Genomic DNA, 20,682 nt, shown 5'->3' on the forward strand with positions numbered 1-20,682 from the left:
ACCTTTCGTGTTAAACCTTTTTCGAACGTCATTGCTACTCACTTTCATCCGAAAAATGAAGTGTCTCCACTACTTTAATATAATCAATTCTTGGCGAATATCCAAGTGTCATTAAGTGGCCAGCTTCCATTAATTCGTCTTTGCTAATGGATTTCCGGCCGTTTTGCTGCTGCCGCTCCCAGAAGAAAAAGAGATCTGAAGCGGACAAATAATAAACGGAGCCAAATGCGGATATAATAACGAAACAAATACCGCCTTGCTTTTCTACCTGTTTCATATGCTCAATTTGATGATCGTGAAAATTTTTGAGTGGAAACGAGGTGGTGCTTTTGGTTTCCTTTGCTTCAAAATCGATATAGCGCCCTTTGTACACTCCATTATAGTCTGTTGTGGATGATTGTTTAAAATAGGCTTCTTTGATAACAGCAGCGCTTCTTTTTGGATAATCCACATTCACAATCTGAACGGGGGTAGGCTTTTTATGAATGACTGCGATCCCGTTGACCAAATAGTACTGGTTGGTTTCATTTAAGTCAGCCTCAAGCGTCATCCCGCGGTTACTATAAGAGGATTCGCCGCTGATTCTTTTTTTTGTCCCAATTTGTTGAATGGGCTGATACGATTTTCCGTTTGGATACCGAATCATCAAGTTTCAGCCTCCTTTTAATGCATTTTGTATTGGAGAGATTACTATGTTGTCACAAGAAGAGCACATCATCACTCAGTATATATTGCGTGAAACGAAAGCAAAAAATAAAGACAACCTGACGAGGACAAATGCTTACAAACGCTTTTATGACCGCCATCCAGAGATGAAATGGTCGCTGCTTGCTTCCTTTGTCTCGAGAAATGCTGGATGGTCTATGACGGATCTTAAGGGTGAGCTCTTCCATCCAGGTTTAACAGATCAGCAGGGGCACCTTTTTTTCACAGCATATGAAAGAGCGAATTGGCTGATCTTTTCGGATGCTTACCCTCAGCTTCTTTTGTATGAATGGTCTAAGCGATGCAGCAAACCCTTGTTCCATCTGCTTCCATATTTTTCTGTTTCTCGTTTTATGAGCACTGAGTGGGAACGTTTTTGGCTAAAGGGTGACACAGAGCGCCTGCTTTATGCACTCATCATAAATGAACAATATACTATACAATCTCCTATTATACAAAATCCTCTTCTGAAAAAGAATGTTTTTCACTCGATTCAATATCTGTTCAGCGAGTGGGGACATTTCCAAACCGTTGTTTTTCCAACGGTGGACGGGCATTTGTACGGGTTAACCATACGGAAGTTTTCCCGCGTAAAGGAGCGTATTACATTAGGAAAAAAACTAGCGAAACTATTATTTCGAGCCGATTTATTTTCGGATTTTTATCATTTTTTGCATACCGTTCCGCATACCGGATCACGGTTTGATTTTGAGCCGTTTTTAGGGATCGCTAGGAGGTCAACACCTTTTCTTCGAACAGTTTATCCGGTGATGACACATTCATTAGACGATCAAAGGGACGATTGGTTTCAAAAGAAATTGAGCCCATCCTTATTTGATGCAGAAACGTTACCAAAACAAATTGAGCTGACCGACTGGTATTTTCATAAAAAAAGACAGCTTCGTTTTCTTTTCTCATTAGAGCACTATTTTTTGCATAAATAAAAAGCAGGGGGTACCTGCTTTTTTTACGTGGATGGTCGATTAGGACCGCCGAGCTTTTTATCAAGCTGATCTGTACTGTTTTCTTTCCCTTTTGGCTTTTGCTCTTTTGGTGTTGGCTGCTTTTTCATGAAATCTACCTCCTTTGTCCTTAGAATTTACACAATCGGACGCAATCATACAAAGAAGGACAAGCATATGTCGAAAAGGAAGAAATAGCGCTCATCTACACTTAGATTGGCGATTTGCTTCTAGTTTTGTCATGTGTGAAGGAGGGTGTGAAAGAAAAGAGAATGTAACGAGAGACGATAAAGGAGGAATCTGATGATGAGCGAATTTGTATCAAAAGAATCCATTATGCAGTTATTAGAGGAAATCGAGCGGAAAATTGATGCGGTGGAAGAAGAACTGTCTCTTGCTGTGAACCAAACAAAACGTGCAGCCATAGAGGAGCAAGAACAAATGATAGACCGGCTTGAATCAGAAGTAAAGGACTGTGAAGTGAAGATTCACGCGGCTGAGTATAAACTGGCGGCAAGACCGGCATATCACGCCGGATAGCTTTTCTATTTGAGCAATAAGTAAACGTTTGATAGGATGGTTCATAGAGGTGAACATTTTGGATAATCAAACATTACTTGAACATACACAAGATCTGAGAATATGGACCGAAGAGGCGTATGAGCAGTACCAAAAGGGAAAGGCTGAAGAGGAATACCCCGTATATGATTTTCACACGGACATTCAGCCGGCCGTTGAGACATTTGATCAGAAAATGGAAGAGTGGCTCACTGCTGCGATCTCGTTTATTCATCTGGTCAAACCTAGATATTTACACCAAGAACAGCTTGAAGCCGTCAAAGAAAATGGAAAAGAGGTTGTCCTGCAATCTTATTTTGGCAAACAGCATGCACCCCGTGTGAAAAATTTAGTTGAGTCAGTGATTTACACACTGAACCTTTTAATAGAAGAAATCAACAAGCGCAGCTGAAGACATATGCTGCGTTTTTCTTATGGCTGCTTTAGGCACATCTTCTGTTCTTGATCATAATATATGAGTGACATCACTATGTGTTGAGAGCGAGAGGAGCGAGATATATGATCCCTTATTCAAACCAGCAGCCTTATGAATTCAATCCATTCAATCGAGGGCCTTTTCCGTATCCAGATATGCAGCAGCAGCCTCCGCAGCCTCCAGAATATTTCATGCCGCCACATCAAGGTGGAATGAGCCAGGCACCATCTGCTGTCTATCAGCCGCCTTATGGATACCAAGAAAATGTGCCGCCTTTTCATCCGCCTGAAGCGATCAATCAACCCCAGATGCCGCCACCAGGCATGATGCCCATGCAGCAGCCTATGAACCCTTATCCTTTGCCAAGACCGCAAAAACAGCAATCATCTCAATTTAAAAGTGTGCTGTCACAATTCAAAAAAACGAATGGACAATACGACTTTAACAAAATGTTTGATACAGCTGGGCAAATGATGAGTACGATGAATCAAGTAGGTTCATTAGCGAAAGGATTTACAAGCATTTTTAAAGCATAGTTAAAACCCAATAGATGGACCTATTGGGTAGTTTGCTTTGGTGCCGTCACACGAAGCGTTTGATCTTTCCACACGCTCTTCATGTTCGTTTCATCTATTTTTGCCGGCATTAAAATGGTTTTGGTAAAGCTCGAATACGAGGAAGTTGTATCCGTTTTGATTGTTTCCTGCACGGATAAGTGTAAATATTGGGCTTTTACTTCTAGCGCGATATCCCCTTCGACAAAATGGTCGGGAAATTGGATCTCGATATACACAAACTGCTCATCCTCTGTCACATCGGTCGTAATCGATGCAAGTGAATGTGATGTGGTCATGAGCGCCTCCGCACTATTTATTATCTCGTGAAACGGGGAGGATGCGAAAAATTGTTCAATCGCTTCATTGAGAATATCTTCATTTGCCAGCAATTCATGTTTCTTTTCGCCTTCATGTTTCATTTGAATCACCTCTCATCTACAGCCTATGCAGAAAGGGCTCAGGCGGTTATCAATTGATGAGAGGAAAAAATTATGATTAAATAGTGTTGAATGAAGCAAGGTGTATGAGCGCAGCGTTTCATACGCGGAATAGAACTAGAAGCAAAGCTTGAAGGGAGCAATTGACATTGCTGAAAAAATTATTCGGTTTCGGAAAAAACCAAGATGATGTAAAGGAAGAAATCATTTATTCTCCAGCTGATGGAGAGTTAATGGATATGACGGATGTACCAGACCCTGTTTTTTCTCAAAAGATGATGGGAGACGGCGTAGCAGTAAAACCAAAAAGTGGCACGATTGTGTCACCAGTAGAGGGTGAAATCATCCAGCTCTTCCATACAAAACATGCAATTGGCATTCGAACACTCTCAGGGCTTGAGCTTCTGATTCATATCGGGCTTGAAACAGTGGGATTAAATGGTGAAGGATTTGAAGCGCACATAAAAGAAGGGGATAAAGTGAAGATCGGTGACCCTCTCATTACGTGTGATTTAGAACTGATTGAAGAGAAAGCGGCAAGTACAGTGACTCCGATTGTCATTATGAATGGTGACTTGATCGAGCATCTTGATAAAGAACCAAAGGGACCTGTGGAAAAACAGACTTCTAAGCTTTTTACCGTTAAACTAAAATAATCAGGACACAAAAAAAAACTACCCAATCGTATGAGGGTAGTTTTTTTGATGACATTAATCTTCCATCGGAACCCAGCCTTGACTCGCTTCCATGACAGACCACAATCCTTCTGGAATCAAATACTTATCTTTTTGGCTGCGTTTAATGACAGTTTCAATCTCGCTTTCTCTGCCTTCTTTAATCTTCTTTGCCCAATCTGGGTCGACGATCAGCTCTCGTGCGACAGCGATAAGCGGAATTCCTTGATTATAAGCACTTAGTGCATCTTCGGCTGTAATGACGCTGCCCACACCGATGAGCGGAAGGGTATCGCCGCAGCGTTCTTTTAGCAGCTCCATACGTGTTTTATGAGTATCTGCACCACGTCTTGCTTTAGAGTCAATCTCCATTAAAGAGATATGCAAATAATCGAGGTTTTTTGTTTTGAGAACATCCACTAAGGTAAACGTCTCTGTCATTGTTAAACCAGGTGTTTCTGGTTCTTCTGGGGATAATCGATATCCAAAGATAAACGGTTTTGTTGCATGCTTTTCGATTGCCTCTTTGACTGCATCCACAATAGCGATAGGGAAGGCTAGACGCTTTTCTTCATTTCCTCCCCACTGATCTGTCCGCTGATTGCTATGCGGAGAGTAAAATTGCTGTAATAGATAACCATTTGCACCGTGGATTTCCACGCCGTCAAACCCTGCTTGAACCGCTCGTCTTGCCGCTTCTTTAAAAGAGTCAATGATATGGACAATTTCCTCTTCTTTTAAAGCGCGTGCAATCTGCTTTCCATCTTTAAACACATCACTTGGCGCAACCACATCACCGTTTGGAACTAAGTGAGGGAGAGCCTGAGAACCGCCGTGATGAATTTGAATGATGGCTTTTGTTCCCTTTGCCTGAATCGCAGAAGCAAGTTTTTTCAGGCCAGGTATATCTTCATCTCTTGCAATAGAAGGCTGTCCTTCAAATGCCTTACCATCTGGAGTCACGTTTGCACATGCTGTGATCACCATGCCCATATCACTTGATCTAGCTGTAATGAAATCAATTTCCTCTTTAGAAATGGTGCCATCCTCGTGAGAACCGAAGTGTGTCATTGGCGCAACGACTAACCGGCCATCAATAGACGCACCTCCTGGAAACGTAAATGGTTCAAATAAAGGCTTAAATTCGTTTTTCACTCTCATCATCTTCTTCCTTGATAAAATCATTTCACTATAGAAGTGTAATAGATACTGTTACAACACTTCAAAGTATTTGCTCATAGGCTGCGCATCAAAAAATTGCCGCCTAGTCATGCAAACAAATATTCGGTACACTATGTAAGAGAGGTGATGCGATATGAAAAAGAAAACAATGAACGAACTCATAGAAGAATTAAAGAAAGACGAACAGGTAGAACATTGGCATGAAATTGATGCGAAGCCTGCACAGACCTCTCCGATTCCTGAAAGAGTGAACGACAGGCTGAAAAAGGCGCTTGAGAAACGAGGCGTGAGCGAACTCTACATTCATCAAAAGGAAGCCTTTGAACGTGTGATGGATGGAGATCATGTGGTAACTGTCACACCAACAGCTTCAGGTAAAACGCTTTGCTACAATTTGCCTGTCCTTCAGTCGATCGCAGAAGATCAGACAAGCCGCTCCCTTTATTTATTCCCAACAAAAGCGCTCGCACAAGATCAAAAAAGTGAACTTAACGAGATCATCCACGAGATGGATGTTCCGATTCATAGTGAAACATATGACGGAGACACCTCTCCGGCCATTCGGCAGCGAGTCAGACAAGCAGGACATATTGTCATCACAAACCCGGATATGCTGCATTCAGCCATTTTGCCTCATCATACGAAATGGGTCAGCTTGTTTGAGAATTTGAAGTATATTGTCATTGATGAGCTTCATACATATCGAGGTGTATTTGGCAGTCATGTGGCCAATGTGATTCGCAGGTTAAAACGAATTTGTGCATTTTATGGAAGTGAACCGGTTTTTATTTGTACTTCCGCAACGATTGCGAATCCAAAAGAGCTAGCGCAGCAGCTAACGGGGAGCAAGGTGCATCTGATTGAACGAAACGGGGCACCTAGCGGTAAAAAGAATTTTGTGTTTTACAACCCGCCAGTTGTGAATAAACCATTAAATATTAGACAAAGTGCCGCCACTGTTGTCAATCAATTGGCAAAAACTTTTTTGAAAGAAAAAATCCAAACGATTGTTTTTGCTAGAAGCAGAGTAAGAGTTGAAGTGATTTTAAGCCATATTCAAGAGCTAGTGAAAAAAGAGATCGGCCCAAAATCGATTCGTGGATATCGCGGAGGCTATTTACCAAAAGAGCGGCGCGTGATTGAAAAAGGATTGAGAGAAGGAGACATTCTAGGTGTCGTCAGCACAAACGCACTAGAATTAGGAGTGGATATAGGTCAGCTAAAGGTCTGTATCATGACAGGGTATCCTGGCAGTGTAGCGAGTACATGGCAGCAGGCAGGACGAGCTGGAAGGCGTCATGAGGAAGCACTCATAATTATGGTGGCAAGCTCCTCACCTCTTGATCAATATATTGTCAGACACCCTGAATATTTCTTTAACAGGCCGCCTGAAGCTGCCAGAATCAACCCTGAAAACCTCATTATCTTAGTGGATCATCTAAAATGTGCATCCTACGAGCTTCCGTTTCGGGAGGATGAACAGTTTGGCGGCATGGAGGTAGAAGAGATTTTGCAATACTTACATGAGGAAGGTGTTCTTCATTTTAGCGGGAACCGGTATTATTGGTCAGATCAATCGTTCCCAGCGCATGGCATCAGCCTCCGGTCTGCAAGCCAGGAAAATGTGGTGATTGTGGATCAATCAGATGTGGCGAATGTTCGGATTATTGGAGAGATGGATCGATTCAGTGCGATGACGCTGCTTCATGATGAAGCCATTTATTTACACGAAGGGGTTCAGTATCAAGTGGAAAAGCTAGATTACGAGCATCTGAAGGCTTATGTGAAACAAGTAGATGTAGAATATTATACGGATGCGAATTTAGCTGTTCAACTTAAGGTGCTTGAAATCGATCAGACGACAGAGAAGGAAGCCGTATCTGTTCACTACGGTGATGTGACTGTCAACGCAATGCCGACGATTTTTAAAAAAATCCGGCTAAGTACCGGTGAAAATATCGGCTCTGGACCGATTCACTTGCCGGAAGAAGAAATTCATACGAGTGCTGCTTGGTTTGAATTACATGAAGCAGAGCGGAGATTTGAAGAGAAAACACTTGAACAGCTGCTGCTTGGCATCGCAAATGTTCTTCAGCACATTGTACCTGCTTTTGTGATGTGTGACCGTTCTGATATTCATGTTGTTTCACAAATTAAAGCGGCACATACCGGAAAACCGACGGTCTTTTTATATGACCACTACCCTGGCGGAATCGGCTTAAGCAAGGAAGTACAAGCTCGTTTCGATGAAATAGCAGGCGCAGCCATTCAGCTGATTGAGCGGTGCCGCTGTGAAAATGGCTGTCCATCCTGCATTGGCATGGAAATGAAAGAGGTGAGCGGAAAAAGCAGCATCGTTGAATTGATGTCCGTATTTTAAGGGAAAGGAGGGGGACACCTGCTCATGTCTTTAAAAGGGAAATTAAACAGAATGAAGAAGCACCTATCGCACAATCAGTCACATGAAAACCGGCAGAAAACTTTAGAAGGACAACCACAGCCTGTGACTTCAGAAAATATCCCATTTTTAAAAGAATGGGAAACATTAGGTGTATCTCCTTATCACTTTGAGGGTTCCTTTTGTCTGATTCGGGAAGTCACCTATTCATTAGAAGATCAGCATGGGCGCTATTCGTTTGCGGAACTGCCGAAGATCATCGAGGCATGGAACGAAAGCGGCATCCAGCATTCGCTATCGGCTAAAGGGTACGAGCCGCACGAGCTGTTTTTCTTTGATACAGAAACAACAGGATTATCTGGCGGTACGGGAAATATGATTTTCTTGCTTGGACATGCACGTGTCTTTTCCGACAAAGTGGTGGTGAAACAGCACCTGCTCACCAATCCAGGAAATGAAGCGGCTCTGTACAAAAGCTTTCTCGATGAAGTAAACGTAGAATCATTGGTTACATATAATGGTAAATCGTTCGACTGGCCGCAAGTGAAAACGAGACATACGCTCTTACGAGATCAAATCCCTGCACTTCCTGAATTCGGACATTTTGATCTTCTGCACGGATCTAGACGATTGTGGAAGCATAAATATGAACGAATGGCGCTATCCGTTGTGGAAAAAGAAGAGCTGCACGTGCAGCGTGAAAACGACACGCCGGGGTTTTTGGCACCGATGATTTATTTTCATTTTTTAAAGGAACAAAATCCGAAGTTGATTGAAGGGATCTTGACTCATAATGAACTAGACGTCTTATCGTTAATCAGCCTCTACATTCATCTATCCAAAAAAATACTATCTGAGGATGCGGTAAAGGAACACAATGAGAAGTATGCGCTCGCCAGGTGGCATCTTGCTCATCGTGATGTACAGGAAGCAACGAAGCATTTGCAAAAATTAACGGATGCTGATTTTGAGCATGCGAATCAGGCGTCTTATGATCTTTCCTTACAATATAAACGACAAAACGAGTGGGATGAAGCGGTTCAAATATGGGAAAAATTATTTAAATCAAGCGATGTCCATTTAGCATTAAAAGCGGGTATAGAGCTTGCGAAGTGTAAAGAGCATCGTCAAAAAAATGCAAGGTCAGCTCTATCCATCACTGAATCGTTATTATCTTTCTCATCGTTAAGTCAGCGAGACACGGAAGAACTTGAGAAGCGAAAAAAACGGCTCTTGAGAAAAGCTGGGCAATGAACATTATTGCCCGGGAAAGCGCAAAACATGACAACGTTCGGCTCTCGGCCGAAAATAAAAATTGTTTAGCACTTTTATTGTAGAAAAGTCACGAATCCTGTAAAATAACGTTAGATATTGAATGAGGAGCGTAGAGCATGTATAAAGGTCTTTTCTACTTGTTTTTTCTTGTTGTCATTTTGGTCGCTTTTGTGTTTTCAAACTATAAGGATGTTTTTCTTGCAAACTTTTAAAATAGGTTAATGCATTAGTACATGTACACCTCTTAATTCATACATTGTTAATGTAAGAAAATTAAGGAGAGGGGAATGCTACATGTACCATCATCATCATTGCCAGCCGAATGTTACACAGCCAATTGTTCATCCGACGAATCATTGCTGTACACACAGCGATTCAACAACAATTGTGCCGCATATCCATCCGCAGCATGTGACAAATGTTCACCATCAAAATTTCAAACATGTTCACTACTTCCCACATACGTTTTCTCAGGTGGACCCGGCAACACATCAACACTTTAACTGCGGTGGACCTTGCTGTAACAGATAAAGTGAAATGGGACTTTTAGAAGTCCCTTTTTTTAAAAGCAGGTGAAAAAATGAAAATTATTGCTGTCACAGGGTACAAGCCATTTGAGCTTGGGATATTCAAACAAGACGAGCCTGCACTTCAATACATAAAAGCGGAGCTTCAAAAAAGGCTGACAGCCCTGATTGAAGAAGGTCTGGAATGGGTTCTCATATCAGGCCAGCTTGGGGCAGAAATCTGGACTGCCGAAGTGGTATTTGAGCTTCAAGAGGAGTATCCAGCGTTAAAACTGGCCGTCATTACACCATTTTATGAACAGGAAGAGCGCTGGAATGAACAAAACAAAGAGTTGTATGAAGGGATTCTTGCACAGGCCGATTTTGTAGAAAGTGTCACGCATAGACCATATGAAAGTCCGGCACAATTTAAACAAAAGAACCGTTTTTTTATTGAAAAAACAGATGGCCTTCTCGCCCTTTATGATCCTGAGCATGATGGCTCGCCAAAGTACATGATCAAAGAAGCGGAAACCTATACCGATTACCCCATTATGTACATCACAATGGATGATTTGAGAGCGCAAGTTGAGGCAGAAGATCCGTTTTTTGACTAAAAGCAAGAGAAAATTTGACAACGTCACGTATTTCTGAAAAAATATACTATGAATTCACGATATGAGGTGAAAAAGATGCTTGCTGATAAAGTAAAGCTTTCTGCGAAAGAAATTTTAGAAAAAGAATTTAAAACAGGTGTCAGAGGATACAAACAAGAAGAAGTCGATAAATTTTTAGATATGGTCATTAAAGACTATGAGACATTCAACCAAGAAATCGAAAAGCTTCAACAAGAAAACCTCCATTTGTCTAAACAGCTTGAAGAAGCCGTTGAGCAAGGAAAAAGACAGCCTGCACAGTCTAATACAACAAACTTTGATATTTTAAAAAGACTATCTAACCTTGAGAAACACGTTTTCGGCAGCAAACTTTATGATTGAGCCTTGCTGAAAAAAGCTTGTGCCTGATGTCATTGTCGTTTATAATAACGATTATTGATTAACGTTCGGGTAATCGCTGCAATGCTTTTAGACATTGCAGAGGAAAGTCCATGCTCGCACGGTGCTGAGATGCCCGTAGTGTTCGTGCCTGGCGAAAAAATAAGCCAGGGCAGCCTGGGAAAGGCTGACGGCAGGAAAAATGCCTACGTCCTTTTAGGATATGGCAAAGTATCCTTGAAAGTGCCACAGTGACGAAGTCTCACTAGAAATGGTGAGAGTGGAACGCGGTAAACCCCTCGAGCGAGAAACCCAAACTTGGTAGGGGAACTTTCTCAAAGGAACCAAACGGAGAGAAGGACAGAGTATTCTGTAGATAGATGATTACCACCTGAGTACGAGGCATTTGCCGTTTGCAGTACGATGGAACAAAACATGGCTTACAGAACGTTATATCCGTTATTATAAACATGATGAAAACAAAGCTCTCCTATTCAACATATGGAGAGCTTTTATCTTGAATACATAAAAGGACGAGAAAACAGGTGATAAAACAATGAAAACCTATACACTCATCGCAACAGCTCCAATGGGAATTGAAGCGATTGTTGCAAAAGAAGTAAGAGACCTTGGCTATGCCTGCACAGTAGACAATGGAAAAGTGATTTTCGAGGGGGATGCTCTTGCGATTTGCCGTGCGAACCTTTGGCTGCGTACAGCAGACCGGATTAAGGTACAAGTAGCTGAATTTTCGGCAAAAACATTCGATGAGCTGTTTGAAAGGACGAAGGCGATTGACTGGTCCGCTTTTTTACCGAAAAACAGCACGTTCCCTGTCATCGGTAAATCTGTGAAATCACAGCTTGCCAGTGTGCCGGATTGTCAGCGTATCGTCAAAAAGGCGATCGCGCAAAAACTCATATCCTCTTACAACATACAGTCTGAATGGCTTGAAGAAACAGGACCTGAGTATAAAATTGAGGTTGCCCTTTTAAAAGATAAAGCTGTGCTCACGCTTGATACATCTGGTGTGGGTCTTCATAAACGAGGGTACCGCATGGATCAAGGCGGAGCACCTATTAAAGAAACCCTTGCGGCTGCACTCGTGCTATTAACAAACTGGACACCTGACCGTCCGTTTGTTGACCCTTTCTGCGGGTCAGGAACAATCGCTATTGAAGCGGCCATGATAGGACAAAACATTGCCCCAGGATTTAACCGGGAATTTGCGTCCGAGTCATGGGAATGGATTGGTGAAGACGTTTGGAACAAAGCGCGTCACGAAGTGGAAGAAAAAGCAAACTATGATCAGCCGCTCCACATTATTGCAAGTGATATCGACCATCGGATGGTAGACATTGCACAAATGAATGCTGAAGAAGCTGGTCTAAGTGAATTGATTCAATTTAAACAAATGCAAGTGAAAGACTTTCAAACGAAAGAAGAGTATGGTGTGATTGTCGGAAATCCGCCTTACGGAGAACGACTCAGTGATAAACCAGCTGTTGAAAAAATGTATCAAGGAATGGGCGAAGCATTTAAGAGCCTAGATACTTGGTCCATTTACATCTTAACGTCACACGAAAAGTTCGAAGAGTGCTTCGGCAGAAAAGCAACGAAAAAGAGAAAACTGTTTAATGGTTTTATTAAAACAGACTATTACCAATATTGGGGAAAACGCCCGCCTAGAAAACAGACAACTGAATCATAAAAAATGGTCACACCTACAGAAGGTGTGGCTTTTTTTATCGCAGAAAGGTATAAACCTTCACGGGACGGAATAAACTGAACTTGATTTTAAAAAAAGAGGTGTCTCCATGATACAATATGATCAATTTCAGTTAATCCAAAAAGCACTCGCTTCGACTGCTCAAAAAATTGAAGGGCAAGAAGGTGGACAATCTGCTCAGCTGACAGCAGCCATCGAAGATTTAGCGCTTGCTCAGGCTTACATAGAGCGTTCAGAGCATGCATTTTTAATGAAAGAAACCTATCAACATCGTTTGCGGTCGTAAAAAAGATTGTCATTCCCCAGCATAAATGTTACTATTGAATGTCTGAATGATTCAAAAGTTGGGGGTTGAAGCAGGTGACAGCATCTCGTTTGCCTTTTTCATTATCAAAAGAACATAATTTTTACGAAGAACTGGGCAACTGGATTGGTGATGTGTTCTATGACATTTTGCCAGAAAAGGGCTTTGATCTTCGAGATGAACAAATATTTATGGCCTTTCAACTAGAAAGAGCCTTTAAAGAAAAAAGTGTGATGTTTGCCGAAGCTGGGGTAGGCACAGGCAAAACCATCGTCTATCTATTATTTGCGGTCACATATGCAAGGTATACAGGGAAACCTGCGATTATTGCATGTGCAGACGAAACGTTAATTGAACAGCTGGTGAAACAAGAGGGTGATATCTATAAAATTGCCAATCACCTTGATATTCAAATAGATGCGAGATTAAGTAAATCGCATGACCAATATTTATGCTTAAAGAAACTAGAGAAAACCATGCAGCGTGAAGATGATGAGAAGTGGCTCGATATTTATGAATCGCTTCCTTCATTTGTTCATGAATCACATGGCATGCAAAACTTTTATCCGTATGGTGATCGAAAAGAGTATCCAGAACTATCAAATGATGAATGGTCACGCATTGGCTATGACTCGTTTCAAGACTGCTTGACGTGCGATATGCGTCATCGCTGCGGTCTGAATTTATCAAGAGATCATTACCGGAAAGCAACCGATCTCATCATCTGTTCTCATGATTTTTACATGGAGCATGTGTGGACGAAGGAATCCCGCAAACGCGAGGGCCAGCTTCCGCTGCTTCCAGAACATAGCTCCGTCGTATTTGATGAAGGGCACCTTCTTGAATTTGCCGCACAAAAAGCACTGACGTACCGAGTGAAGCAATCAATGCTCGAAACATTTTTAGAGCGCCTGTTGCAAAACGATATACGTGAAGAGTTTGCCGAGCTCGTTGAAGATGCACTTGCCACAAACGATGAGTTCTTCTATCTCTTAAAAACACATGCCAAAGAAATCAAGGGCTCGCATCGACTTGAAATTGGACGTGTGGATGAAGTGAAGCGGTCTGCAAGTGAATTGTGTGATTTGCTTGAAAAAATCGGAGAAGCACTCGTGTTTGAATCAGAGATGTATACAATCGATCAATACGAATTGTCTGTTGTGGAAGAGTACATTGAACAAATGGCGTATTCTCTGTCGCTATATCAAAAAAATGCGATTAGCTGGCTTGAAAAGCAGGAGTTAGATACGACATTTGTTGTGATGCCAAAGACAGTCGCAGAGGTGCTTGGTGAAAAAGTATTCTCGCAAAAAAGACCATACATTTTCTCTTCTGCTACATTGTCTGAAAATCAATCCTTTGATTATTTAGCTGAAAGTCTTGGGATCAAAGATTACTTATCAATGAGTGTCGCTTCTCCGTATGATTACGATGAGCAAATGAAGATTTATTTCCACGGGATTCAGCAGCTTCAAGAGCAAGAGGCAAAAGGACAGCAAGTGATCACTCAGCTGAAAGAAAACGGAGGACGATCTCTGATTTTGTTCCCTTCATTTGATGAACTTCATTTCTTTAGAAAGCAGCTTGAGGCATCGGATGAATCACTGCCTTTCGACGTGTATTTTGAGGGAGACGAGGAAATCAGCACGATTGTTCAAAAGTTCCAAGCAGATGAGACATCCGTGTTATGCTCTGTTCACCTTTGGGAAGGGCTGGATATTCCAGGACAATCACTAACAAATGTGATCATCTGGGGACTTCCTTACCCGCCTCATGATCCGGTATTTGAGGCAAAACGGAATGAAGCAAAGGATGCTCGTGCTGAAGTTGACCTTCCGTATATGCTGCTGCGCTTGCGACAAGGTATTGGAAGGCTGATTCGGACAAGCCAAGATGCAGGAACCATTCATATTTATTTTGACCGTAAGGAAGATACAGAGCTTCAAAGTAAAATTGAATCCGTTCTGCCAGTCAAGCCAATCATCATATCTTAAATAACGCCCGAACGAGGAAAAGAGGAGGATACCATCTGAGTATCCTCCTTTTTCATTGACAAAAGAACATTCCTTGAAGTAGCCTTGAAACGTACATACATATTTTATTGATTGGGGGAACAAACGTATGAGTCTTGAAGCAAAAGAGAAAGCGTTTTATCAATTACTAGGAAAAATCGCCCATTATACGGAGGCGCTCCATTTACTTTATTGGGACTCTAGAACACAGGCGCCTAAAAAAAGCGCCGATTTCAGAGCTGAAACGATCGGTCAATTATCAAGTGATATTTTTAATATGAAGACTTCTGATGAAATGAGAGATCTTCTTCACGCATTAAACAAACATCGAGATGAGCTGTCAAAAGATACACAAAAGGCGCTCGAATTATCACAAAAAGAGTATGATGAAAACAGCAAAATTCCGAAAGAAGAATTTAAAGAATACTCGATTTTGCAATCAAAAGCAGAGCATGTCTGGGTAGAAGCAAGGGAGAAATCAGACTTTTCACTCTTTGCACCATACTTAAAACAGCTCATTGATTTTAACAAGCGCTTTATTCAATATTGGGGCGTGAAACAAACGCCATACGATGTGCTGCTCAATAACTATGAGCCAGATATGACGGTTGAACAGCTCGATCAAAAGTTTGGTGCACTTCGTGATGCCATTGTTCCTCTCGTGAAAAAAATCGAAGCCTCTCCTCATAAGCCGGATACTTCATTTTTATCGAAAAGCTTTCCGATCGACAAACAAAAGGAACTGAGTCTCTTCTTCTTAAAAGAATTGGGGTATGACTTTGACGCAGGACGTCTGGATACAACGGTTCATCCGTTTGCTGTGACATTGAGCAGAGGGGATGTTCGTGTGACGACCCGTTATGATGAGCATGATTTTCGGATGGCGATCTTTGGCACGATTCATGAGTGTGGTCATGCCATCTACGAGCAAAACATTGATGAGGCACTGAGCGGAACGCTATTATGTGATGGCACATCAATGGGGATCCATGAATCACAGTCTCTTTTCTTTGAGAATTTTATCGGCAGACATGAAGATTTCTGGAAAACGTATTATCATAAGCTGCAAGAAGCGTCTCCTGAGCAATTTAAAGATGTCTCTTTAGAAGACTTTGTGCATGCAGTGAATGAATCGAAGCCGACTTACATTCGAATTGAGGCAGATGAACTGACGTATCCGCTTCACATTATCATCCGCTATGAAATTGAAAAAGCGATTTTTAATGAAGAAGTAGCAGTTGAAGACCTGCCTGCACTGTGGAATGAAAAATATAAAGCGTATCTTGGCATTACGCCTCCTAATGATGCACTCGGTATTTTGCAGGATGTTCACTGGTCTGATGGAAGCTTTGGATATTTCCCTTCATATGCGCTTGGTTATATGTATGCGGCGCAACTAAAGCACCAAATGATCAAAGATTTACCGAATTTTGATGAGCTGATTCAAAACGGGTCTTTTGCACCGATAAAAGAATGGCTCACAGAACATGTTCACCAGCATGGAAAACGCAAAAAACCATCTGAAATCATTCAAGATGCGACTGGTGAGGAATTAAATGTGCAATATTTAATCGATTATTTAACAGATAAATATACGAAATTGTATTTATCTTAAATAAAAGGCACCCTTTGCTCAGAAGGGTGCTTTTTTGATGCTTGAATATTCTAAAAACGAACGTTTTGATCTGATCTATTATTTAAGTTCGGTATTTTTCTGGAAAAGTGCTTTCCAAGCGTCTGAAATCTTGTTATAATTTGAACACTATAACACTCATATAATCGCGTGATGATGGCACGCAAGTTTCTACCGGACACCGATACAGTCCGACTATGAGTGAGCAAAATGAAACAGCTCTTGTTTGAGCTGAAGATCCGTGGATCGTTTTCGCATTGCTTGCTCCTCATGGACAGCAATGCTTTTTTTATGCAAAAAATGAAAATGTTTGCCAATATGCTGGGAGGAAGAATGATGGAATTGTTACGTCAAAAAATTGAGAACGAAGGAATCGTTCTGTCAAATCAAGTGTTAAAGGTAGATGCCTTTTTAAATCATCAAATTGATCCTGTGTTAATGCATGAGATCGGGCAAGAGTTTGCTAGATTATTCAAGCATGATGGCATTACAAAAATTGTCACAATCGAATCTTCTGGCATTGCACCTGCTGTGATGGCTGGACTAGCTCTTCAAGTACCAGTTGTCTTTGCTCGAAAACGTCAATCACTAACACTAACAGATAACCTATTAACAGCGAGTGTGTACTCTTTTACGAAAAAAGTAGAAAGCACGATCGCTGTTTCAAATACGCATCTCAGTGAAAAAGATTGTGTATTAATCATTGATGACTTTTTAGCGAACGGTGAAGCCGCTAAAGGGCTTGCTGCAATCGCAAAGCAGGCGAAGGCGAAAGTAGCCGGATTTGGCATTGTCATTGAAAAGTCATTTCAGCCCGGAAGGAATGCGCTTGTTCAAATGGGCTACCGCGTCGAGTCCCTTGCACGTATTGAATCACTTAAGGAAGGGAAAGTCACGTTTGTACGGGAGGTACAATCATGAGTGCCGCTAAAAAAGCCAAAACGCTCTCGCTAGGGATTCAGCATGTGCTGGCGATGTATGCAGGTGCCGTTCTTGTGCCGCTCATTGTGGGAGATGCGCTCGGCCTCACCCCTGCACAGCTGACTTACTTAATCTCGGCAGATATTTTCATGTGCGGGGCTGCCACACTTCTTCAAGTATGGAAAAACCGTTTCTTTGGTATCGGTCTGCCTGTTGTATTAGGCTGTACATTTACTGCGGTTTCTCCTATGATTGCGATTGGCTCTAAATATGGAATTTCGTCTATCTATGGAAGTATTATCGCTTCTGGGTGTATCATCATTCTTCTTTCCTTTTTCTTTGGGAAGCTTGTGAAATTTTTCCCGCCTGTCGTGACAGGGTCTGTCGTTACCATTATTGGCATTACCCTTATTCCAGTAGCGATGAACAATATGGCAGGAGGAGAAGGAAGTGCAGATTATGGTTCTTTTGAAAATCTAGGCCTCGCTTTCCTTGTGCTGTTTATCATTGTGCTGCTCTATCGATTCACAAAAGGTTTTATGAAGGCGATCGCTATTTTAATCGGTATTCTCCTTGGGACAGCAGTCGCTGCATTTATGGGGAAAGTGGAAACAGCTGAGGTGGCGAACGCTCAAGTTTTCCGTATGATTGAACCATTTTATTTCGGCATGCCTACCTTTGAGTTTGCACCCATTATGACGATGACGTTAGTTGCGATTGTGTCATTAGTCGAATCAACAGGTGTTTATTTCGCATTAGGTGATTTAACAAACCGGTCATTAAAAGAGAAGGATTTAGCGAAAGGCTATCGCGCAGAGGGGATTGCTGTTTTATTAGGTGGTATTTTCAATGCATTTCCTTACACAGCCTACTCGCAAAACGTTGGGTTGATCCAGTTGACAGGAGTCAAGAAAAATCAAGTCATCGTTGTGACAGGAGCATTGCTCATGTTATTTGGACTTTTTCCTAAAATTGCTGCATTTACGACGATTATTCCAAAATCAGTTCTTGGCGGCGCAATGGTCGCCATGTTTGGGATGGTCATTGCCTACGGTATTAAAATGCTCTCGCGCGTGGATTTTGCCAAACAGGAAAACCTACTAATTGTTGCTTGCTCAGTTGGGATCGGCTTAGGTGTCACCGTCGTGCCGCAAATGTTTGAGCATTTGCCAGAATCAATGAAATTATTAACAAGTAACGGAATTGTGGCCGGTAGCTTTACCGCTATTTTGCTTCATATTATTTATCACATGATTCCATTTAAAAAAGAAACAGGGCAGGATCTGATAGAAGAACCTAAGCAATCTGTTATGTAAACACCTCTCATTAAGAGGTGTTTCAGCGTGTAGACAAACCCTCGCATTCGGTGTCAGTCCTGTGCGCCGATGCTCACGAATGTTAAATTCGCTCCGCTTCGGTGCTCGTCCTTCCTAGACTTCAAAGGTTTTCTATCACGCTGAAAAGAAGACAAAGGGCTAAAATAAAGATCATTTTAGCCCTTTGTCAACAATCTGAAACACCTCTCATTAAGAGGTGTTTTTTTGCATAAAAAAAGCAGGTTCGCTTGGCTTGGAACGAACCTGTGAAGGAGGAAAACTACATCATGTTTTCAACTATATTATCCAATATTTATCAATTGTCGTCAAGACAAAAAGTTAGACGGAGGAAAATGTTTTGACTGAATTGTGACGATTTGGCATGTATATCCTTTTTTCGATAGGGGATATTAACGAAAAAAGAGGTGAAGCCGATGGCGTACATTCTTTCAATTGGAACGAGTCACCCGAAGCATCACGTGGATCAGAAAACAGCTGCTCAATTTGCTAGGTCTCAATTTAAACGATCGTTTAAAGATATTGATCGGCTGCTGAGAGCTTTTCAAAATGGAGAAATTCAGAGCAGGCAGTTTGTGCAGCCCATTGAATGGTATCAGACGCACCACTCTTTTGAAGAGAAAAACAATATCTATTTGGAGAAGGCACTGGCTCATGCAAAAGAAGCGATCTTACATTGTCTTCAAGAGCAGGCGTTTCTGAAAAAGCCGATTCCGGTTGAAGAGATCGATGCACTGTTTTTTATTTCAAGTACCGGCTTATCGACCCCAAGTCTTGATGCAAAGCTGATGAACGTACTTCCTTTTTCTCCTTATACGAAACGAGTACCGATCTGGGGGCTAGGGTGCGGGGGTGGTGCGGCAGGGCTGTCTCGGGCTTATGAATACATAAGGGCATATCCAGAAGCAAAGGTGCTCGTCGTTGCCTGTGAGCTGTGCAGTTTAACCTTTCAGCCGCAAGATCAATCAAAAAGCAATTTAATCGGCACCTCCTTATTTGGAGACGGGACGGCTGCGGCTCTTTTAGCTGGAGAAACGGCTGCACTAGAATATGCCCATTTAAAAACAGTCCCTAAAGTACTAAGTACACAATCCGTCACGATGAAGGATTCTGAGGATGTGATGGGCTGGGAATTTACAAGTGACGGCTTTCGGGTTATTTTCTCCCGTGACATTCCGTCTATGATTTCAGGCTGGTTAAAAGAGCAGGTGGATCAATTTTTAGAGGAGCTTGGATGTTCAACTAAAGACTTATCCGTTTTTCTTGCCCATCCTGGAGGAAAAAAAGTGATTGATGCCTATGTTGAAAGTCTATCTTTACGAGAGAATCAGCTATTTTCTTCAAAAGAAGTACTCAAACAACACGGAAATATGTCCTCTGCCACAGTTTTGTATGTCATCAAGCATTTCCTTGAACATCAATCAATTGAAGCGGGGGATATTGGCCTTTGCGGGGCGCTTGGTCCAGGCTTTTCCTCAGAACTGCTGCTTATGAAATGGGAGGATGTCTTGTCATGATCATTTGGCTTGTTATCGGGTTCTTCGTTTGTCAGCGGCTCATTGAAATGCTTGTGGCCAAAAGAAATGAAAGAAAAGTAAAAGCGATGGGTGCCATTGAATTTGGTGCTAGTCATTATCCCTATATGGTCGCTATGCATACGGCCTTTTTTCTCTCACTCATAGTTGAGATAGGGCTTTTACATAAGGGGTCGTCCCGGTATTTTCTTGTGCTGCTCCTTTTCCTGATGGCTACACAGGTCATTCGATACTGGGCATTATGCTCCCTTGGGACGTACTGGAATACAAAGATTTTAGTCGTGCCAAACGCAATGATTGTAAAAAAAGGGCCGTATCGTTGGTTGAAACACCCTAACTATGTAGTCGTGGCGATTGAGCTTTTGCTGATCCCGCTATTGTTTGAGGCGTATGTCACTGCCATTTTGTTTACGTGTTTAAATGCATGGATGATGGCTGTAAGAATTCAAACAGAGGAGAAAGCGTTAAATCAGTATTTGCTAAATTAATATTGAAAATCATTATCAATTGTGCTACACTTTCATTAATG

22 protein-coding genes, 1 other RNA gene and 1 riboswitch are annotated in these 20,682 nt (G+C 41.9%); of the genes, 19 read left to right on the plus strand and 4 right to left on the minus strand.

The window, feature by feature from the left end; all coding sequences use genetic code 11:
* Positions 1-34: 34 nt before the first annotated feature.
* Positions 35-646 carry a Holliday junction resolvase RecU gene (gene recU, locus C6347_RS11230; RefSeq protein WP_060596723.1) on the minus strand — a complete coding sequence of 204 codons (612 nt, stop codon included), beginning with the start codon at positions 644-646 and terminating at the stop codon, positions 35-37.
* A gap of 46 nt (positions 647-692) precedes the next feature.
* Here recU and C6347_RS11235 point away from each other — a divergent pair, with 46 nt between their 5' ends.
* A complete protein-coding gene (locus C6347_RS11235) occupies positions 693-1,649 on the plus strand; it encodes a DUF2515 domain-containing protein (RefSeq protein ID WP_060596722.1) in 957 nt (318 codons plus the stop codon).
* 23 nt (positions 1,650-1,672) lie between these two features.
* Here the strand turns inward: C6347_RS11235 and sspM are convergent, their stop codons facing one another.
* Entirely contained in the window at positions 1,673-1,777 is a 105-nt protein-coding gene (gene sspM, locus C6347_RS11240; protein WP_066030739.1) for an acid-soluble spore protein SspM, read from the minus strand.
* Positions 1,778-1,973: 196 nt separating this feature from the next.
* Here sspM and C6347_RS11245 point away from each other — a divergent pair, with 196 nt between their 5' ends.
* From C6347_RS11245 to C6347_RS11255, 3 genes are all read left to right on the plus strand, one after another.
* A complete protein-coding gene (locus C6347_RS11245; protein WP_223250487.1) occupies positions 1,974-2,207 on the plus strand; it encodes a DUF5446 family protein in 234 nt (77 codons plus the stop codon).
* A 58-nt stretch (positions 2,208-2,265) separates the two neighbouring features.
* A complete protein-coding gene (locus C6347_RS11250) occupies positions 2,266-2,637 on the plus strand; it encodes a YppE family protein (protein WP_106071648.1) in 372 nt (123 codons plus the stop codon).
* A 107-nt stretch (positions 2,638-2,744) separates the two neighbouring features.
* Complete coding sequence (locus C6347_RS11255; RefSeq protein ID WP_060596720.1) at positions 2,745-3,197, plus strand: YppG family protein; 453 nt, start codon at positions 2,745-2,747, stop codon at positions 3,195-3,197.
* Between the two features lie 20 nt (positions 3,198-3,217).
* Here C6347_RS11255 and C6347_RS11260 read toward each other — a convergent pair whose 3' ends face one another.
* Positions 3,218-3,637: an Hsp20/alpha crystallin family protein gene (locus C6347_RS11260; protein ID WP_060596719.1), complete on the minus strand. Its 420-nt coding sequence runs from the start codon at positions 3,635-3,637 to the stop codon at positions 3,218-3,220.
* Positions 3,638-3,804: 167 nt separating this feature from the next.
* Between C6347_RS11260 and C6347_RS11265 the strand changes: the two genes are divergently transcribed.
* Positions 3,805-4,311: a PTS sugar transporter subunit IIA gene (locus tag C6347_RS11265; RefSeq protein WP_060596718.1), complete on the plus strand. Its 507-nt coding sequence runs from the start codon at positions 3,805-3,807 to the stop codon at positions 4,309-4,311.
* Positions 4,312-4,365: 54 nt separating this feature from the next.
* Here the strand turns inward: C6347_RS11265 and C6347_RS11270 are convergent, their stop codons facing one another.
* Positions 4,366-5,484 carry an NADH-dependent flavin oxidoreductase gene (locus C6347_RS11270; protein ID WP_223250492.1) on the minus strand — a complete coding sequence of 373 codons (1,119 nt, stop codon included), beginning with the start codon at positions 5,482-5,484 and terminating at the stop codon, positions 4,366-4,368.
* Positions 5,485-5,644: 160 nt separating this feature from the next.
* On the opposite strand from C6347_RS11270, the gene C6347_RS11275 reads away from it, so the two are divergent.
* The 14 genes from C6347_RS11275 to C6347_RS11345 all read left to right on the plus strand — a co-directional run bounded on the left by C6347_RS11275 (position 5,645) and on the right by C6347_RS11345 (position 20,641).
* Entirely contained in the window at positions 5,645-7,891 is a 2,247-nt protein-coding gene (locus C6347_RS11275) for a DEAD/DEAH box helicase (RefSeq protein WP_106071649.1), read from the plus strand.
* A 24-nt stretch (positions 7,892-7,915) separates the two neighbouring features.
* The gene (locus tag C6347_RS11280) at positions 7,916-9,163 is read left to right on the plus strand and encodes a ribonuclease H-like domain-containing protein (RefSeq protein WP_106071650.1); all 1,248 of its coding nucleotides are present in this window, start codon (positions 7,916-7,918) and stop codon (positions 9,161-9,163) included.
* 315 nt (positions 9,164-9,478) lie between these two features.
* On the plus strand, positions 9,479-9,715 hold the full coding sequence (gene cotD / locus C6347_RS11285) for a spore coat protein CotD (RefSeq protein ID WP_080984739.1): 237 nt from the start codon (positions 9,479-9,481) through the stop codon (positions 9,713-9,715).
* A gap of 49 nt (positions 9,716-9,764) precedes the next feature.
* A complete protein-coding gene (locus tag C6347_RS11290) occupies positions 9,765-10,307 on the plus strand; it encodes an SLOG family protein (RefSeq protein ID WP_060596714.1) in 543 nt (180 codons plus the stop codon).
* A 75-nt stretch (positions 10,308-10,382) separates the two neighbouring features.
* The gene (gpsB, locus tag C6347_RS11295) at positions 10,383-10,688 is read left to right on the plus strand and encodes a cell division regulator GpsB (RefSeq protein WP_012010336.1); all 306 of its coding nucleotides are present in this window, start codon (positions 10,383-10,385) and stop codon (positions 10,686-10,688) included.
* A gap of 61 nt (positions 10,689-10,749) precedes the next feature.
* An RNA gene (rnpB, locus tag C6347_RS11300) (RNase P RNA component class B) lies at positions 10,750-11,133 on the plus strand.
* Between the two features lie 108 nt (positions 11,134-11,241).
* Positions 11,242-12,396: a THUMP domain-containing class I SAM-dependent RNA methyltransferase gene (locus C6347_RS11305; protein WP_106071651.1), complete on the plus strand. Its 1,155-nt coding sequence runs from the start codon at positions 11,242-11,244 to the stop codon at positions 12,394-12,396.
* Positions 12,397-12,502: 106 nt separating this feature from the next.
* The gene (locus C6347_RS11310) at positions 12,503-12,700 is read left to right on the plus strand and encodes a hypothetical protein (protein WP_034661010.1); all 198 of its coding nucleotides are present in this window, start codon (positions 12,503-12,505) and stop codon (positions 12,698-12,700) included.
* A gap of 74 nt (positions 12,701-12,774) precedes the next feature.
* On the plus strand, positions 12,775-14,712 hold the full coding sequence (locus C6347_RS11315) for an ATP-dependent DNA helicase (protein WP_066030744.1): 1,938 nt from the start codon (positions 12,775-12,777) through the stop codon (positions 14,710-14,712).
* A gap of 127 nt (positions 14,713-14,839) precedes the next feature.
* Positions 14,840-16,345 (plus strand): carboxypeptidase M32, encoded by a 1,506-nt coding sequence (locus tag C6347_RS11320; protein ID WP_034661008.1) that lies wholly within the window; start codon positions 14,840-14,842, stop codon positions 16,343-16,345.
* Between the two features lie 136 nt (positions 16,346-16,481).
* Positions 16,482-16,581, plus strand: a riboswitch (purine riboswitch).
* 118 nt (positions 16,582-16,699) lie between these two features.
* Positions 16,700-17,284 carry a xanthine phosphoribosyltransferase gene (gene xpt / locus C6347_RS11325; RefSeq protein ID WP_106071688.1) on the plus strand — a complete coding sequence of 195 codons (585 nt, stop codon included), beginning with the start codon at positions 16,700-16,702 and terminating at the stop codon, positions 17,282-17,284.
* Positions 17,281-18,600 carry a xanthine permease PbuX gene (gene pbuX / locus C6347_RS11330; protein ID WP_066030745.1) on the plus strand — a complete coding sequence of 440 codons (1,320 nt, stop codon included), beginning with the start codon at positions 17,281-17,283 and terminating at the stop codon, positions 18,598-18,600. The genes xpt and pbuX overlap by 4 nt, the downstream gene beginning before the upstream one ends.
* Before the next feature lie 434 nt (positions 18,601-19,034).
* Entirely contained in the window at positions 19,035-20,135 is a 1,101-nt protein-coding gene (locus C6347_RS11340; RefSeq protein ID WP_106071652.1) for a type III polyketide synthase, read from the plus strand.
* Complete coding sequence (locus C6347_RS11345) at positions 20,132-20,641, plus strand: isoprenylcysteine carboxyl methyltransferase family protein (RefSeq protein ID WP_060596709.1); 510 nt, start codon at positions 20,132-20,134, stop codon at positions 20,639-20,641. Before C6347_RS11340 ends, C6347_RS11345 begins: the two co-directional genes overlap by 4 nt.
* Positions 20,642-20,682: the final 41 nt, after the last annotated feature.

Source organism: Bacillus sp. NMTD17 (assembly GCF_002998735.1).
In the GTDB taxonomy this organism is placed as follows: Bacteria; Bacillota; Bacilli; order Bacillales; family Bacillaceae; genus Bacillus.

What these genes read in the sequence shown, in the direction of transcription:
- recU (WP_060596723.1), bottom strand. Translation starts at nt 646, where the DNA reads ATGATTCGGTATCCAAACGGAAAATCGTATCAGCCCATTCAACAAATT.
- C6347_RS11235 (WP_060596722.1), top strand. Translation starts at nt 693, where the DNA reads ATGTTGTCACAAGAAGAGCACATCATCACTCAGTATATATTGCGTGAA.
- sspM (WP_066030739.1), bottom strand. Translation starts at nt 1,777, where the DNA reads ATGAAAAAGCAGCCAACACCAAAAGAGCAAAAGCCAAAAGGGAAAGAA.
- C6347_RS11245 (WP_223250487.1), top strand. Translation starts at nt 1,974, where the DNA reads ATGAGCGAATTTGTATCAAAAGAATCCATTATGCAGTTATTAGAGGAA.
- C6347_RS11255 (WP_060596720.1), top strand. Translation starts at nt 2,745, where the DNA reads ATGATCCCTTATTCAAACCAGCAGCCTTATGAATTCAATCCATTCAAT.
- C6347_RS11260 (WP_060596719.1), bottom strand. Translation starts at nt 3,637, where the DNA reads ATGAAACATGAAGGCGAAAAGAAACATGAATTGCTGGCAAATGAAGAT.
- C6347_RS11275 (WP_106071649.1), top strand. Translation starts at nt 5,645, where the DNA reads ATGAAAAAGAAAACAATGAACGAACTCATAGAAGAATTAAAGAAAGAC.
- C6347_RS11280 (WP_106071650.1), top strand. Translation starts at nt 7,916, where the DNA reads ATGTCTTTAAAAGGGAAATTAAACAGAATGAAGAAGCACCTATCGCAC.
- cotD (WP_080984739.1), top strand. Translation starts at nt 9,479, where the DNA reads ATGTACCATCATCATCATTGCCAGCCGAATGTTACACAGCCAATTGTT.
- C6347_RS11290 (WP_060596714.1), top strand. Translation starts at nt 9,765, where the DNA reads ATGAAAATTATTGCTGTCACAGGGTACAAGCCATTTGAGCTTGGGATA.
- gpsB (WP_012010336.1), top strand. Translation starts at nt 10,383, where the DNA reads ATGCTTGCTGATAAAGTAAAGCTTTCTGCGAAAGAAATTTTAGAAAAA.
- C6347_RS11305 (WP_106071651.1), top strand. Translation starts at nt 11,242, where the DNA reads ATGAAAACCTATACACTCATCGCAACAGCTCCAATGGGAATTGAAGCG.
- C6347_RS11310 (WP_034661010.1), top strand. Translation starts at nt 12,503, where the DNA reads ATGATACAATATGATCAATTTCAGTTAATCCAAAAAGCACTCGCTTCG.
- C6347_RS11320 (WP_034661008.1), top strand. Translation starts at nt 14,840, where the DNA reads ATGAGTCTTGAAGCAAAAGAGAAAGCGTTTTATCAATTACTAGGAAAA.
- xpt (WP_106071688.1), top strand. Translation starts at nt 16,700, where the DNA reads ATGGAATTGTTACGTCAAAAAATTGAGAACGAAGGAATCGTTCTGTCA.
- pbuX (WP_066030745.1), top strand. Translation starts at nt 17,281, where the DNA reads ATGAGTGCCGCTAAAAAAGCCAAAACGCTCTCGCTAGGGATTCAGCAT.
- C6347_RS11340 (WP_106071652.1), top strand. Translation starts at nt 19,035, where the DNA reads ATGGCGTACATTCTTTCAATTGGAACGAGTCACCCGAAGCATCACGTG.
- C6347_RS11345 (WP_060596709.1), top strand. Translation starts at nt 20,132, where the DNA reads ATGATCATTTGGCTTGTTATCGGGTTCTTCGTTTGTCAGCGGCTCATT.